This is a genomic window from Pseudoflavonifractor sp. HNCC25GI2 (genome assembly GCF_058136395.1).
Genome location: NZ_JBYUOW010000015.1, coordinates 13,172 through 27,626, shown reverse-complemented (window position 1 = coordinate 27,626; position 14,455 = coordinate 13,172). Strand labels below are relative to the sequence as shown.

The 14,455-nt window shown below is 56.3% G+C and carries 17 protein-coding genes; 8 read left to right on the top strand and 9 right to left on the bottom strand.

Features of this window, described 5'->3' with window-relative positions; genetic code table 11:
* From AC3YUO_RS12730 to AC3YUO_RS12710, 5 genes are all read right to left on the bottom strand, one after another.
* A partial coding sequence (locus AC3YUO_RS12730; RefSeq protein WP_489963394.1) for an aromatic amino acid lyase occupies positions 1 to 333 on the bottom strand: 333 nt, incomplete at its 3' end.
* Positions 334 to 396: 63 nt separating this feature from the next.
* Positions 397 to 705 (bottom strand): hypothetical protein, encoded by a 309-nt coding sequence (locus tag AC3YUO_RS12725; RefSeq protein ID WP_489963393.1) that lies wholly within the window; start codon positions 703 to 705, stop codon positions 397 to 399.
* 38 nt (positions 706 to 743) lie between these two features.
* On the bottom strand, positions 744 to 1,073 hold the full coding sequence (locus AC3YUO_RS12720; protein WP_489963397.1) for a 2-dehydro-3-deoxygalactonokinase: 330 nt from the start codon (positions 1,071 to 1,073) through the stop codon (positions 744 to 746).
* Positions 1,074 to 1,316: 243 nt separating this feature from the next.
* Positions 1,317 to 1,613 carry a hypothetical protein gene (locus AC3YUO_RS12715; RefSeq protein ID WP_489963392.1) on the bottom strand — a complete coding sequence of 99 codons (297 nt, stop codon included), beginning with the start codon at positions 1,611 to 1,613 and terminating at the stop codon, positions 1,317 to 1,319.
* A gap of 34 nt (positions 1,614 to 1,647) precedes the next feature.
* Complete coding sequence (locus tag AC3YUO_RS12710; protein WP_489963391.1) at positions 1,648 to 1,875, bottom strand: hypothetical protein; 228 nt, start codon at positions 1,873 to 1,875, stop codon at positions 1,648 to 1,650.
* Between the two features lie 29 nt (positions 1,876 to 1,904).
* Here AC3YUO_RS12710 and AC3YUO_RS12705 point away from each other — a divergent pair, with 29 nt between their 5' ends.
* The 4 genes from AC3YUO_RS12705 to AC3YUO_RS12690 all read left to right on the top strand — a co-directional run bounded on the left by AC3YUO_RS12705 (position 1,905) and on the right by AC3YUO_RS12690 (position 5,029).
* The gene (locus AC3YUO_RS12705) at positions 1,905 to 2,087 is read left to right on the top strand and encodes a hypothetical protein (protein ID WP_489963396.1); all 183 of its coding nucleotides are present in this window, start codon (positions 1,905 to 1,907) and stop codon (positions 2,085 to 2,087) included.
* Positions 2,087 to 2,617 (top strand): GntR family transcriptional regulator, encoded by a 531-nt coding sequence (locus AC3YUO_RS12700; RefSeq protein ID WP_489963390.1) that lies wholly within the window; start codon positions 2,087 to 2,089, stop codon positions 2,615 to 2,617. The genes AC3YUO_RS12705 and AC3YUO_RS12700 overlap by 1 nt, the downstream gene beginning before the upstream one ends.
* A gap of 430 nt (positions 2,618 to 3,047) precedes the next feature.
* Complete coding sequence (locus AC3YUO_RS12695) at positions 3,048 to 4,361, top strand: hypothetical protein (RefSeq protein ID WP_489963389.1); 1,314 nt, start codon at positions 3,048 to 3,050, stop codon at positions 4,359 to 4,361.
* The gene (locus AC3YUO_RS12690; RefSeq protein ID WP_489963388.1) at positions 4,334 to 5,029 is read left to right on the top strand and encodes a DUF6320 domain-containing protein; all 696 of its coding nucleotides are present in this window, start codon (positions 4,334 to 4,336) and stop codon (positions 5,027 to 5,029) included. The genes AC3YUO_RS12695 and AC3YUO_RS12690 overlap by 28 nt, the downstream gene beginning before the upstream one ends.
* A gap of 47 nt (positions 5,030 to 5,076) precedes the next feature.
* On the opposite strand, the gene AC3YUO_RS12685 is transcribed toward AC3YUO_RS12690, so the two are convergent.
* The 4 genes from AC3YUO_RS12685 to AC3YUO_RS12670 form a co-directional block, all read right to left on the bottom strand.
* Complete coding sequence (locus AC3YUO_RS12685) at positions 5,077 to 6,030, bottom strand: alpha/beta hydrolase (protein WP_489963387.1); 954 nt, start codon at positions 6,028 to 6,030, stop codon at positions 5,077 to 5,079.
* 120 nt (positions 6,031 to 6,150) lie between these two features.
* Entirely contained in the window at positions 6,151 to 6,615 is a 465-nt protein-coding gene (locus AC3YUO_RS12680) for a TspO/MBR family protein (RefSeq protein WP_489963386.1), read from the bottom strand.
* On the bottom strand, positions 6,616 to 7,257 hold the full coding sequence (locus tag AC3YUO_RS12675; protein WP_489963385.1) for an HdeD family acid-resistance protein: 642 nt from the start codon (positions 7,255 to 7,257) through the stop codon (positions 6,616 to 6,618).
* A 231-nt stretch (positions 7,258 to 7,488) separates the two neighbouring features.
* Positions 7,489 to 8,196, bottom strand: coding sequence for a Crp/Fnr family transcriptional regulator (locus AC3YUO_RS12670; protein ID WP_489963384.1), 708 nt, complete (start codon positions 8,194 to 8,196; stop codon positions 7,489 to 7,491).
* 216 nt (positions 8,197 to 8,412) lie between these two features.
* Between AC3YUO_RS12670 and AC3YUO_RS12665 the strand changes: the two genes are divergently transcribed.
* From AC3YUO_RS12665 to AC3YUO_RS12650, 4 genes are all read left to right on the top strand, one after another.
* Entirely contained in the window at positions 8,413 to 10,989 is a 2,577-nt protein-coding gene (locus AC3YUO_RS12665; protein WP_489963383.1) for an S-layer homology domain-containing protein, read from the top strand.
* A 117-nt stretch (positions 10,990 to 11,106) separates the two neighbouring features.
* Positions 11,107 to 12,882, top strand: a complete 1,776-nt coding sequence (locus AC3YUO_RS12660) for an oleate hydratase (protein WP_489963382.1) — start codon at positions 11,107 to 11,109, stop codon at positions 12,880 to 12,882.
* Positions 12,883 to 12,953: 71 nt separating this feature from the next.
* Positions 12,954 to 13,499 carry a DUF308 domain-containing protein gene (locus AC3YUO_RS12655; RefSeq protein WP_489963381.1) on the top strand — a complete coding sequence of 182 codons (546 nt, stop codon included), beginning with the start codon at positions 12,954 to 12,956 and terminating at the stop codon, positions 13,497 to 13,499.
* Between the two features lie 185 nt (positions 13,500 to 13,684).
* Positions 13,685 to 14,407, top strand: a complete 723-nt coding sequence (locus tag AC3YUO_RS12650) for a putative ABC transporter permease (protein WP_489963380.1) — start codon at positions 13,685 to 13,687, stop codon at positions 14,405 to 14,407.
* The last annotated feature ends 48 nt before the right edge of the window (positions 14,408 to 14,455 follow it).

Below are 14,455 nucleotides of genomic sequence, written 5' to 3'. Positions count from 1 at the left end.
ACAGAAGGCATTCAGACGCACACACATGGTAGCGCGCACCACTTCCTCGGGGGCGGGGTCACCCACGCCGCCGCAGTGGGACAGCACGGTGCGGTACTGGTGCAGGTCGCTCTCCTCGATGGACACTTTGCAGTCCTTGTGCTTGCCAAGGCCGGTGTTGAAGCCGTACACAGCGGGCGCGTCCTCACGCATCCACTCCTTCTCCATGTACGTGCGGACTTCCTCGATCTTGGCACGGCACTCGGGGGCCAACTCCACCTGATAGCCATGGCGGGCTACATTGACTACGTCTTCAATCTTCAGGTCGGTTCCGTTCAAAATCACCTTGTTCATACAGGTAATACTCTCCTATTTAAACCATATTCTGCAAGAGTTTGGTCAACGGCATAAATTGATTTAAAACGAGCTCAAGAACAGCCGGCACATAAATTCGTCAGACACCATGACCACGGTCCGGCACTCCGGCCAGAAATGCTCACAGTAATACTCTAACGACTCGCGCATACCGCTGTTGATCACGCTTTCCCCGTAGGAAAACCACTGCAGGGGCGTACCCTCTTCAAAGATCCGCGCGGCGTGACAGATATAGAGCACCCGATTAAAGCCAAAACGCTGCAAGTTCTCCATTCCCTTGCGCACCATCTCCTCGTCCAGCTCCAGATTATCCACCGTCAGCACCAGCGACAGGATGGTATCTTTCTTCAACGCATAAAACAGTTCTCCGGAAATGTTGGAAACAATGCCTACAATCTCATCCCCCGCACATAGATCACCTGGGTGTGGGAGCACGGCATAATCAGCGCTACATTCTTTACGTCGGAAACGGATTTTAATTCTTCCACCGCGCCAATGACCTCAATTTTCTCGCCCCGTATATTGTTGAAGAAGGAAAAGTTGTCATTGACCGTCTTCATCCCGGGAACCAAATAGCTGTCCTGATGGAACATGTCGTCTTCCCAGTAGCAGTACAGACTGTCTGCAAAATCCTGCACCGTAATGGGAATAGCCCAATAGGAAACTTTCTTCAGTCCATAGGGACTTGTAATCATTCCCGAGGCATATATCGCGGTAATATCCGTCTCCTCAGGGAATTTTGCTCAAAATTTCGTCATAGAGCTTCTTCAGCCCCTGGATCAACACCTGGTTGCTCCCTGCAATGGCGGAGTCCTTCGACCCCACCCCTTTTTGCCATATCACAAATTTGGAAATCCTGGTCCAACAGCTAGGCGCGGGTATTGGAGCGCCCGGAATCATAATACAGCAGATATTCCTTGGTCACGCGCGCTCACTCCTCTATATTTGCCTGTCTCAACCGTTCAACGCAGCAACATAGGCCTTGGCAGTGGCCGTAATCTCGTCAAACCTGACCTCTTCCGCCAGCTTGCGCTGACCAGGCTGCCACCCACGCTTACCGCGCTGGTTACCAGGAACTGGGCGCAGTTCTCCACATTTACATTGCCCGCAGCGGTGAGGGGAATATGCTTCGGGGGAGCCTTGACCGCCTTGATGTAAACGGCACCCAGAATACTGGCAGGAAGCATCTTTACAATGTCGGCACCGCACTTATAGGCAAAGGCAGCCTCCGTGGTGGGCATGGAACCAAGGATGGACACTCTGTCAAGGCGCTTGGGCTTCCGGATGACTTCCTCATCCTACATTGGGAGAGATCATATACTCAGCACCGGCTTCCACGGCCTGACGTGCCTGCTCCGGCGTCATAACGGTTCCGGCGCCCACGCACACCCGCTCGCCCAGCGCCTCCTTGATGGTGCGGATGGCAACCAGGGTATCCTCTACCTTCTCTTCACGGCGCTGGTCAAAGGTTACCTCAATGCAGTTCACGCCACCCTTTTCCCGTGCGGTGGCCAAACCCACAATCTGGTTGCTAGGGATACCCCCCTTCTATTTCCGCCAGTCCAAACTATTTTGACGCTCTACGTGATTCCACCGGCCCGCTCAACCTCCTCCGGGCCCAGCGGGACTACTTCGGCGCCCACACCTTCCGCCATTTGGATCGCGACGGCGTATTCTCATTACGACTGGCTCCAACACAGCATCTATTACGAAAAGAAACGGAAGCGGCTTAATGTCTGAACACACTTTATCCGCACCCGTCCCTGCGTCTAACACTCTAGTTGATATTACTTACCAGAATCTGCGTAAGGACATTACGGTGGAACACCTGCCTGCCGGGCAAAAAATCAATTTAAACAATTTAAATCAGTTCTGCGCCCGGTACGGCATCACCACCCTCAAACAGGCGCTTAACCGCCTGATTGCCGAGGGTCTGGCGGAAAATATTCCACGAAAAGGCTGCCGTGTGCGAGGCTTCAGCTGGGCAGAGGTCAATGAGCTGTTTGAGATGCGTCTGATGATGGAGGTGCATTTTGCTCCTCAGGTCATTTCTGCTTCACAGGCCAGTTCCAAATTACAGAGACTGTTTGAAGAAAATCTGCGTATTTATTCTCTCCAGTGGCAACCGCACCGCGTTACGGGTTTACAAAGGTCTCTACTCCCACTCCTATGCCGCCAACCTCTATGGAAAGCAGCCCAAGGTTCAAACCATCAACGGCATTCTGGAGCATCAGAAAATCTACCGGTCCATGAGGGCGGGTGAAAATGACCGTGTATGCAGCCTGCTGCATTCTCGCATTGAAAATACGCGGAACAAGATTCTTATCTCCCTGAAGATTCAGCAACAATCCACCGGCATCAAATAATTCGGCGCATTGCAGGAGGGGCCCTCCCCGCAAAATCCTATTTTCCACCCGGGATACAGCTTCAGGTATCTCTGGCAGGCGTGGCCCGGCACGCCCCCAAGCAAGTCCTTTGGGGCTACTTCCAACAAACAAAACGAGGAGCAATGTGGAGGTACCTTGCTCCTCGTTATTTGTCTATCAGCATGTATGGATGTTATTCCCCTTCTATCGCCAATTCTTCCCGTTCTCTGGCCCGGTCCCAACTTAATTTTTCTGGCGGATGAACAAAGAAGGCTCGTTCTGTGCTATAATGAAACCGGAATTCTTATGAGCAGGAGGGAAAACCACATGGAACCCTTTGCTTCTCAGCCGTGGTATCATCTGGACAACGCAGCCATGATGTACTCTGCCATCCAGCGGGGTAATTACTCGGCCTTGTACCGGTTTTCCGCCGTCATGACGGACTCTGTGGATCCCCAGCGGCTCCAACAGGCCATTGACAAAACCATGCCCCGTTTCCCGGGATTTCAGGTCAAAATACGCCGGGGCTTTTTCTGGTATTACCTGGAACGGGATGATGGACCAGGCCCGGTCTTACAGCGGGACATCCGGAATCCCTGTCAGCCGGTGCGCTTCCAGAACCGGGACAAATTGATCCGCTTTTTCTATTACGAAAAGCGGATCTCCATGGAGGTCTTTCATGCGCTGGCAGACGGCGGAGGGGCTCTGGTCCTGTTTAAGACACTGCTGGCCGTGTATCTCAGGGAGATGGGGCACACCGTCCCCAATACCCACGGCATCCTGGATATCACACAGCCGCCCCAGCCGGAAGAGTGGGAAGACGCCTATGCCCGCTACGCCCATTCCCGGGTCCATCTCAGCATGCGGGAGCCAAAAGCCTACGCCTGCACCGGAACGCCCGAACCTTTTTATACATTGAATGTGACCATGGGCTTTGTCTCTGTGAGGGCGCTCCACGCCGCGGCGAAACAGCATGGGGCCTCCATTACGGAATATCTGGCGGCCATATTGCTGCAGTCCATTCTCATCCGTCAGCGGCGGGAGGGACGCCGTCGGGAGCTGCCCGTCTCCCTGGCAGTCCCCATCAATCTGCGGCCCTATTTTCCCTCCTCAACCCTCCGAAACTTCATTCTGACCGTTCGTCCCAGCATCAATCCGGAGTTGGGCGATTACACGCTGGATGAGATCATCGCCCAGGTGCACCACCACATGCGTCTGCACATCACACGGCAGGAGATGCAGGCGGTGATCACCAAAAACGTCTCCCTCCAGCATATTCTTCCGCTTCAGCTGGTGCCTTCTCCCGTGAAAAACTTCGCCATGGATCTGGGCTACCGCATTGCCGGAAGCCGCCCGTACTCCACCACCTTTACAAACCCCGGAATCTTTCAGGTCCCGGAGGAGATGATGCCCTGGATTCATCACATGGAGGTGGTGCTGGGCCAGTCCTACACCCCCCGTGTCAATTGCGCCGCCATCAGCTTCGGCGACATCATGGAGATTACATTTGCCGGTACCGTGCAGGAAAGCGACGTGGAACGGGAGTTTTTCCGGACCTTGGTCCGGGAAGGATTGCATGTAAATGTTACTTCCAACCGAAAGGAGTGTTTGCCGTGTCGTACTGCGTCAACTGCGGAGTAGAGCTGGACCGGGATGCCGTTGCGTGTCCCCTGTGCCAAACTCCCGTTATCAATCCCGTCTGTCCCCCCGATGCTCAGGCCATCCCCAACTTCCCGCTGGAACGGCAGGAGGTCGAGCCGGTGGACCACCGGGAGCTGGCAATTCTGATCAGCGCCATGGCGGTATGCACAGGCGTCTGCTGTGGATTGTTGAATCTCTTCCTGTGGCGGGGCGTATCCTGGTGGGTGTTTGTGGCTGGGGCCTGCGCTGTGCTGTGGGTATGGCTGGTCCCGCCCCTTCTGCTGCGGCGTGCCCCCTCTGTGGCTCTGCTCCTGCTGGACTTGCTGGCTGTAGGCGGTCTTCTGATGCTGATCGGAGTGATTTTACACGGGGACGTGTGGCTTTATGGGATCGCCCTGCCTGTCTGGGCCGGATTTTCTCTGATTCTGCTGACCATCTGGGTAGCAGCCAAAAAGCGTTCCTTTCTCAGCCGGGCTATGCTGATTTTAGGGGGGCTGGCCCTCTTCCTGGTCTGGCTGGAGTTTATCATCGACCGCTTTTTGGGGGCATACCACCCCATGTGGTCCCTCATTGCCGCGGCGGTGGGTGTTACTTTGATGCTGCCGTTAGCCGTAATCCGAACCCGGCCCACCCTTCGCCGCCAGGTGCGCCGCCGGTTCCATTTCTGACAACAAGCAAACGCGGGGTCTGCCATAGGGCAGACCCCGCGTCTTTTTTATGCCAGCTGTCTCAAAAAATCGGCCATGGCCGTCATGGCCTCGCCCGCACTTTTCAACGGGAACATCTGGAACACATGCCACATATCGGGCCAGCTCTGCAATACGCAGGGCACTCCCGCGGCAATCAGTGCCTTTTGGAGCTGTTCCGAGTCGGAGGCAAGAATTTCCCGCTCCCCCACCTGTATCAGGGTAGGCGGCAGACCGGACAGGTCTGCAAACAGGGGGGAAAACTGGGGCTGACTATAATCCGCGCCAGGGGCGTATGCGCTGCGCACCGACTGAATGTACTGCTCGGTCAGCATGGGGTCCAACGCTGCTCGCTGGGTGTAGGACGCTCCGCTGGCCGTCATGTCTGTCCAAGGGGAGAAGAGAACCAGCTGTCCGGGCAGGAATCGTCCCGATTCCTTCAGAGCCAGGGTCAGCTCCAGCGCCAGATTACCTCCGGCGGAGTCCCCCGCTAAAATCACATTTTTCGCACCCCAGCCCTGGTGCATGAGATACTCCCATGCCTCCAGCGCATCTTCCAGTGCTGCGGGATAGGGGAATTCAGGGGCCAGCCGGTACTGGAAGGCCAAAACCTCGCAGCCGGTGGCGTTGGCCATCTTGGCGGCCAGCACCCGGGCATAGCCCAGGTTCCCGCTGGTGTATCCCCCGCCATGGCAGTAGAGGATTACTTTGCTGCAGTCGTGGCCCCGCTCCGGCCGAACCCAGGCCATGGGCATATCACCCAGGGAGAAGGGTTCCCAGCTGAAGCCAATGGGCGGAGACATCAGCCGCCCCAGGACCTCCTGTCCCTTCCTCTGCCGGGCCAGTTCCTCCTCGTCCATGGAATCTGGGGAAGCGGCACTGTGAATTGCTTTGAGGGCGGTCATCATGGCGTCGGTAAGCTTCTGGTTCAGAAGCTCTGTTGTCTCGTTTCGAATCTTTTTGGAATTGATTTTGGAGTTCATAGGAAATCCACCTTTCTTGTGCTTTGAGCTGATCTCATATTACCACGTGTTGGCTTGGCCTACGGTTGTATCAACAACGCAAGCCGTCATTCGGGGGCATTTTTGTTTCCCTGACTCTCTTCAGGGGTTCAGCTGCCAAACCACCAGGTTCAGATAACCCGCAAAGCTCACCCAGAGAAAATAGGGCACCTGCATCCAGGCCGCCAAACGGCTGACAGTATGAAACGCCAAAATCATCAGAAGAATTGCAAACCACAAAACACCCAGGCATACCAGCGCCTTGAAATATGCGCCCGTCCCGAAAAACAGCAGGCTCCACAAAACGTTCAGTGCCAGCTGCACCCCCCAGAGAAGCGCCGCAGTCCCGGTCCCTCTGCCTCCCCGCTTTACCACCAGCGCAAGGCCAAGCCCCATCAAAAGGTACAGCACCGTCCACACCGCCGGGAACACGTACCCCGGCGGTGTCAGGATGGATTTTTCCAAAAACGGATAGACATCTGCAAGGCCTGGGGCCGCAAGGTAACCGGAAAGAGCTCCCACTCCTAAAGTCAGCAGGGGAAAGAGAATAAATCCAAGCTTTTTCATTCATAACCTCCTATACGCAGAAGACGCGCGGGGTCTGCGCCTTGTAGACCAGAGTGTGACCAGCAGGGCAATGGCCGCCGTCAGCAGATAGATCCCCCATACGGTGGTCCAGGCAAACCAGCTGATAACCGGGTTCACAAACATGAACACGCTTAAAAGCAGGTTCATGCCCCCGCTGAGCATCGCCCAGCCCCGTCCCGGTGTGCCCCTTTTTTCTGCCAAAGCCCCCGTAAGCTGGTTCAAGCCAACTGACATGGTAAGAAGCCCCATCAAGAACGAGACGGAAGCGATCATTTGCACGATTCCAATTTCGCTGATTAACGCGCCCCCAAGGTTAAGTCCCGCCGCAACGAGCAGGAGAATGCCGTTTGCCAAACTCCAGCCATTGCGCTGCCCTTCCGATTCCCGGAAAAAGAGCATAATCTGGGACAAGCCGAACAGAAAGATGCCTGTGGTAATAACAAAAGCAAAGCCTGTGCCTGCCGCCACGGGAAAGAACAGGGCTGCTACTCCCAAGGCCGCCAGGCCCAGGGCGGTAAGCACGCCCCCGCTCTGTGCGCTTCTGCTTGCGCGCTCCGTCCCGTCAATGACCTGATACTCCGCATCCAAGATGGTATACGGCTGATTGTGTTCCAGTTTCATCTTCGTTTCCTCCCTAATTGTTATGGTATGATTGTGTCATTCCTCACAGGCCGGCGCATGATGGTTCTGACTCAGCGCAGCCAAAGCTGTGTTCAGCTGAGGACTGTTGACAGCATAACAAACCATAGCCGATGGAACGGTTGTCTAACCAACGGAACGAAAAAATGTGCTCCGGAGACCGATATTACAGTCTCCGGAGCACATTTTTATTTTATGCTGCGGCAGATGTCCTTACTGATTGGGGTCCCGCTCCTCCTCGGTAATGGGCATCTCAATCAGAAGCTCAAACTTGCTTTTCTCAAATTTTAAAAGCCCCTCATCCCGCATTTTGCAGAGCTCATTGGACATGGCGCTCCGGTCCACAAACAGAAAATCAGCCAGATCCTGCCGGTTGAGGGGGATGGAAAAGGTTCGGCTCCCCGCCTTATGAAACTGATCGGACAGATAGTCCTGCAGGCGCTCCCGGGTGGAACGGCGGATGCTGTCCTCCAGCTTCCGGGTCAGACGGTGGGCCTGCTGGGCCACCGCCAGGGTGAGGTTCTGCAAGAACCGGATCTGAACGGGAGCCGTCAGCACATTGTTTCGCAGCAGCTGGCTTACATTCAGAAATAAAATTTCTGTCTCCTTTGTGGCTTCTGCGGAAATATGGAGCCGGTATCCACCAATGGCGTTCAGCAGGCCGATGGGCTCCCCCGCTCCCAGCTCCTCCATCAGATTGCTGTTCCCGTTTGCATCAATGTGAAACAGGTGGAGATTTCCCGACAGGATCACGCCCACCTGGGACATCAGCTCCCCGTCCCGCATCACCAGGGTGCGTTTGGGATAGGTTCTGCGGTGGGACGCTGTGGTTTCCAGCGTTTCCAGGATCTCAGCGTCCTCCATGTTCCGAAACAGCAGTCCGTCTTTCAGCACCGAAAGCATCGTTTCCTGATCCATCATATCGGATTCTCCCCTTTTCTATGGTTATCCTCTGGAATAACCATAGCGAAAATGCTCCAACTTGTCAATCGTACCTGTCGGACAGCGCCCCCCCGCTCTTCAGCCGTTCTGTCCGTTGGACTGACAACCGCTTTTCCTCCCTGCATGTCCCATAATGAGAACAGCAAATCCATCATACCCCTCAATCATCTTCTTATCCACAAGGAGGAAATTATCATGAAGCTATGGAAAAAGGGCCTTACCCTGCTTATGGTGCTGTGCATGACGGCAGGGATGGCCATGCCCGCCCATGCAGCGGCCGACTCTGTCCCCATTGATTCCACCACCTTTCCCGACCCGGCCTTTTTGCTTTGGGTGGAGGGGAAGGACACGGACGGTGACGGAAGTCTGTCCCCGTCTGAGCGGAGCGCTGTGACCAGCATGGACCTCCGAAAGCTGGGCATTCAGGACCTGAGCGGTCTGGAGTGGTTTGACGCATTGGAGAAACTGAACTGCAGCGAAAATGACCTGCTCCGCTTGGAGCTGCCCAGCTTGCCCGCGCTGACGTCTCTTACCTGCAATGAAAATCCCAGGCTGGAAGCCCTGATTCTGAGCGGTGCACCCGCACTGGAACAGCTCTACTGCTTTCACTCCAATCTCTCCCAGCTGGATCTGCATGATGTTCCCAATCTGATCTATTTGGCCTGGGGCGGAAGTCCGCTTCAGGAGCTGGATCTGAGCGGGAATCCCAATCTCCACACCCTCCATGTTCTGGGGGGAGACCTCTCTCATGCGGACCTGTCTCACAACGAGGCCCTGGACACCTTGCTGTGGAACCACACCCGGATCGAGGCCCTGGATCTGTCCCATCAGCCCAACCTCACATATCTGAACTGTACGGACAATCAGATCACCGCCCTAGACCTCAGCAGCAACACCAAGCTGGAAACCGTTTACGCCGGGAGCAACCGCCTGTTGGCCATCCGGCTGCCGGAGAACAGTGTAACATTCTGTGAGCTGACCGGACAGAATCCCGTTTCTTTCCAGCTTCCGGCGGGAGAAAACAGCATTCCACTCCTGGATTTTGCTCCGTGGATCGACTCCAGCCAGCTCAGCCAGCTCAGCGGCGGAACTCTGAACGGAGACCGCATCCAGTTGGATGCCCCCAATCAGCTGGTCACCTACCGCTACGAGGATGGAATCGCCGTCCTGGACGCCGTTTTCTCCGTCACCGGGGAAAACGCCTGGACGGTACCCCTGAGCATAGCGGATTGGACCTATGGGGAACCGCCCGCCCTTCCAACGGCGCAGCCCGCCTTCGGACATGCCGTATTCAGTTACGGTTCTTCCCCTCAGGGGCCGTTTCAGTCTGAGCCCCCCACCCACGCGGGAACCTGGTATGTCCGGGCACAGGTGGAAGCAACCGCCCAATATCAAGGGCTGGAAGCAGTCACCGCCTTTCAGATTAAGCCCGCCGTTCCGGAATATCTTGTCCCGGCCACGAAGTCGGCCACCTACGGAGACTATCTGGCCGATGTATCCCTGGAGCCCCATTTTTTCTGGGAAAACGGCAGTCTTCGGGTGGGAAACGCCGGGACGCAAACACACTTTGCGTTTTACATTCCAGAGGACTTCATTGACTATCAGGTCGTACAGCACATCCCCGTGCTTGTGAACGTCGCGCCCTACGACGGAACACAGCTTCCCATTCCTCCCATTTCCTGCCGCGCCGAGGCAGAAGCCCTGGTGATCCGGCACGGAGACTGGGTGCTGCAAAAAGGGATTGATTATACCACGGAATTGGAAGAACAGGGAGACAGCACGCAATTTACCATTCGCTTTCAAGGCAACTATACCGGGACGCTCGTCCACAGCTTCTCGGAGCATACCGGCAGCGGCGGGGGCAGCCCTGTATCCCCCAGCTTTCGCATCACCGCACAGGCCTCATCCGGAGGAACCATCACCCCCAGCGGGAACATCTGGGTAAAGCAAGGCGCAACTCCGCTCTTTACCATGCAGGCTGACGAAGGGTACCGGCTGCATGCCGTCCTGGTCGACGGAGCGCCGGTGGACGCCGAAAGCACCTACCGTTTTGCTCCCGTGTCGCAAAATCACACCATATCCGCCCAATTTGTCCCGCTGGACACGCCCCTGCCGCCGGATGAAACCGGTGTGTCTGAACTTTTGAATACCAGGGATCATAACGCCTATGTCTCCGGCTACCCCGGAAACCGATTCGGCCCGGATGATTTCCTGACCCGGGCCCAGGCGGCTCAGATCTTCTATTCTCTTCTGCAGGATCAGAACGTCCCCATAACAGCCGGTTTTTCCGATGTGCCCAATGACGCATGGTATGCCAAGGCGGTCAACACCCTGGCCTCGCTGGGAAAGGTCGCCGGTGTGGGAGAAAACCGTTTTCTTCCCGACCAAGCCATTACCCGGGCAGAATTTGCGGCCATGGCCATGGGATTTGCAGATTATCCTTCCACGCCGGACTGCTCCTTCCCGGACGTGTCCCCGGATGCTTGGTACTACTCAATGGTTGCCAGTGCCGCCGAGTATGGCTGGATTTCCGGCTATCCGGACGGGTGCTTCGGCCCTATGTGCATGATGACGCGGAGCCAGGCGGCTGTTGTGGTCAACCGCATGCTGGGCCGCCAGGCTGACCCGGATTTTATCTCCAGCCACGAGGACGTACACACGTTTCTTGATGTGCAGGCATCTCATTGGGCCTACTACGATATCTGCGAGGCAGCCAATCCCCATAGCTATCGGAAGACCGGCCAGGCCGAGATCTGGGACGCCTTACTCTGACAAAAAACGCTCCCCCGTTGTATGAACAACCTACTATTTCCTCCCAATGAACTATGATAGGTTCATGGGAAATCCCAACCAGTCAACAAGCTGGACTACTTATCAGGAGGTACGATTATGTACTATACCAATGGAAATTATGAAGCATTTGCCCGCCCCCGCAAGCCCAAGGACGTGGAGACCAAGTCCGCTTGGCTGGTTGGCTCCGGTCTGGCCAGTCTGTCCGCCGCCGCATTTTTGATTCGGGACGGCCAGATGCCCGGCGACCATATCCACATTCTGGAGGAGGCCCCCCTCCCCGGCGGCGCCTGCGACGGCCTGCGAATCCCTGAGCTGGGCTTTGTCATCCGAGGCGGCCGGGAAATGGAAAACCACTACGAATGTCTCTGGGACCTGTACCGCTCCATCCCCTCTCTGGAGGTGGAAAACGCCAGCGTTCTGGACGAGTTCTACTGGCTGAACAAGGACGACCCCAATTTCTCCAAAAACCGGGCCACCCTGGAACGGGGCGAAAGCGCCAACACCGGAAACCGGTTTGACCTCAGCGACGAGGCCGCTTTGGAACTGATGCGCCTGTTCTTTACCCCGGACGAGGAGCTCTACGACAAGGCCATTGACGATGTGCTGGACGAGGAGTTCTACCAATCCAACTTCTGGCTCTACTGGCAGACCATGTTTGCCTTTGAAAAGTGGCACTCGGCACTGGAAATGAAGCTGTATCTGCAGCGGTTCCTCCACCACATCGGCGGGCTCCCCGACCTGTCCGCCCTGAAATTCACCAAGTACAACCAGTATGAATCTCTCATCCTTCCCCTGGTGTCCTACCTGAAGGAACACGGTGTCCAGTTCCACTACGGTGTCAAGGTGACCAACGTGCTCTTCCACTTCCTGCCGGACAAAAAGGTTGCCCACCAGCTGATTCTGGTCCGCGACGGGACGGAAGAGGTGATGGAGCTCACCGAAAACGACCTGGTGTTCGTCACCAACGGCTCCTGCACCGAGAGCTCGGCCCTCGGTGACAACGAGCATCCCCCCAAGCTGCGCGTGACGGACGGTGAAGGAAGCAGCTGGGAGCTGTGGAACCGCATTGCGGTACAAAATCCCCTCTTCGGCCGCCCGGAGAAGTTCTGCTCCAATATCCAGGCCACCAAGTGGGAATCCGCTACCGTCACCCTCTTGGATGACAGGATCGCCCCCTATGTCCAGGAAATCTGTCAGCGGGATCCCTACTCGGGCAAGGTGGTAACCGGTGGAATTGTAACGGTAAAAGACTCCGCCTGGTTGATGAGCTGGACCTTCAACCGCCAGCCCCATTTCAAAGCACAGCCCAAGGAACAGCTTGTGGGCTGGATCTATGGACTCTACCCCAACGAGCCGGGGGACTACGTAGGGAAACCTATGGAGGAGTGCACCGGGACCGAAATCTGTATGGAGTGGCTGTACCATCTGGGCGTGCCTGAAAATCTCATCGAAGAGCTGGCCCGGAAGAGCGCCAGCACCATCCCCTGCATGATGCCTTACGTCACCGCCTTCTTCATGCCTCGCGCCGCAGGGGACCGCCCGGATGTGGTTCCGGAAGGCTGTGTCAACTTCGCCTTCTTAGGCCAGTTCGCCCAGACCCAGCGGGACACCATCTTTACCACGGAATACTCCGTCCGCACCGCTATGGAGGCAGTCTACACCCTCTTGAATGTAGAGCGGGGTGTACCGGAAGTATACAACTCCGTCTATGATGTCCGCTGCCTGCTCAATGCGGCACACTACCTGCTGGACGGCCGCAAGCTGACAGAGATGAAGCTCCCCCTCCATTTGAAGATAACCCTGCGTGCCGGGCTGGATAAGCTGGACGGGACTACCCTTCTGGAACTGCTGCAAGATTACGCGCTGGTCTGACACAGACCGGCTTCCCGCTCCACCCCTGATTATTCTCACATTTCTTCCCCACTTTTAAGGAGGTAACTATTATGACACTGCAATTCTTCTGGTCCCGGACCGCCTGTGTCTGGATCGCTCTGCTCTACATGCTTCTGGGCATTCCTCTGCTCCTCTTCCCCGGAATCAGCGGCTCTGTCTTTGTATGGGCGCTGGCCGCGGGTGCTGCGGCCTACGCAGTCAGTCACCTGTGGCGGTATATTCAGGGGCGCAAAAGTGGGCAGGCCTCTGGGGGGGACCTCTTCCTAACCGTTCTCCCCATCGCCTTCTCCGTCTTCGCCATCTTGTGGCCCCAGGCGATTCTCTCCTTCCTCCCTCTGGTGCTGGGCGCCCTTCTCCTGGTGGACGGTGTGGGAAAACTTCCTCTGGTCATTGCCGCCGTTCAGGTCAAGTCCCCTGCCCTCATCCCCCTGCTTCTCTCTTCCCTCATTCCTGCAATTCTGGGAATCCTGCTGGTGGTCAATCCCTTCCATGCCGCCCAGCTCGTCATCATGATTTTCGGCGCCGCCCTTGTGGCCGACGGCATCAGCGACCTCATCACGGCTCTGATGTCCAGAAAAACCCCTTCTGCTCCGTGAGCGCCGTAACATCGCAAGCCCATCCGCTTTCCAAAACCAGGACGCCGGCGCGTCCTGGTTTTATATTCCATCCAATCCCGCCCGGTTGTATGGACAACCGAGCTTTTCCCCCCTGCATGGTACCATGATGATAGACAAAGCAGAGTCCCCACCCGTTCCTCCAATGCCAGAAAGCAGGTAACCATATGACCACTTTTATGATCCTTACAGCCCTTATCGCTCTGATCCTTATCTCCGCAGCCTCTGCCTCCGGACCCTTTCAAATTCCCCGCCTCAGTTGGTACAAATGGTTTTTCTTGTTCCTGGGCAGTTCCTTTATCGGATGCCTGTTTGAAATGGGGTTTGTCTGGCTCAGCACCGGCGTTCTGATGAGCCGCAGCAGCCTGCTCTATGGCGCAGTAAGCCTGGTTTGGGGGCTGGGTGCGCTGCTGATGACCTTGATTCTTTTCCCGCTGCGCCGATACGGAGCCTGGGCTGTTTTTGCGGGAGGCGCCATTCTGGGCGGCTGCTTCGAATATTTGGCCAGCCTGTTTCTGGAGCTGACATACCACCGCCTTTTCTGGGACTACTCCAACCTCCCCTTGAATCTGGACGGCCGCACGAACCTGCTGTATGCAGTTTTCTGGGGGCTGGCAGGCCTGGTATGGATCGAGCATCTGGTCCCGTATCTCCTGCGTCAGATGGAAAAAGTATCTATCAAAAGCGGACGGACTGCCGCCGCAGGATTGGCTGTGCTGCTCACGTTCGATATAGCCCTCTCCGCCGCCGCATTTCTGCGTATGAATGAACGCAGCCAGGGCCAGATGCCCAGCAATCAGCTGGAATTCGTTTTGGATACCTGGTACAGCGACGATGCCATGCAGCAGCGCTATCAGAACATGACGTTGCCTGCAAGTATCGATCAGTAAGAGGATTTTACTCCGGAGGAATAAATGCCGCGTGTGGAGCCATGTTCC

Coding starts and splice junctions, on each gene's coding strand:
- AC3YUO_RS12700 (WP_489963390.1), top strand. CDS start 2,087: ATGTCTGAACACACTTTATCCGCACCCGTCCCTGCGTCTAACACTCTA.
- AC3YUO_RS12695 (WP_489963389.1), top strand. CDS start 3,048: ATGGAACCCTTTGCTTCTCAGCCGTGGTATCATCTGGACAACGCAGCC.
- AC3YUO_RS12685 (WP_489963387.1), bottom strand. CDS start 6,030: ATGAACTCCAAAATCAATTCCAAAAAGATTCGAAACGAGACAACAGAG.
- AC3YUO_RS12680 (WP_489963386.1), bottom strand. CDS start 6,615: ATGAAAAAGCTTGGATTTATTCTCTTTCCCCTGCTGACTTTAGGAGTG.
- AC3YUO_RS12675 (WP_489963385.1), bottom strand. CDS start 7,257: ATGAAACTGGAACACAATCAGCCGTATACCATCTTGGATGCGGAGTAT.
- AC3YUO_RS12670 (WP_489963384.1), bottom strand. CDS start 8,196: ATGATGGATCAGGAAACGATGCTTTCGGTGCTGAAAGACGGACTGCTG.
- AC3YUO_RS12665 (WP_489963383.1), top strand. CDS start 8,413: ATGAAGCTATGGAAAAAGGGCCTTACCCTGCTTATGGTGCTGTGCATG.
- AC3YUO_RS12660 (WP_489963382.1), top strand. CDS start 11,107: ATGTACTATACCAATGGAAATTATGAAGCATTTGCCCGCCCCCGCAAG.
- AC3YUO_RS12655 (WP_489963381.1), top strand. CDS start 12,954: ATGACACTGCAATTCTTCTGGTCCCGGACCGCCTGTGTCTGGATCGCT.
- AC3YUO_RS12650 (WP_489963380.1), top strand. CDS start 13,685: ATGACCACTTTTATGATCCTTACAGCCCTTATCGCTCTGATCCTTATC.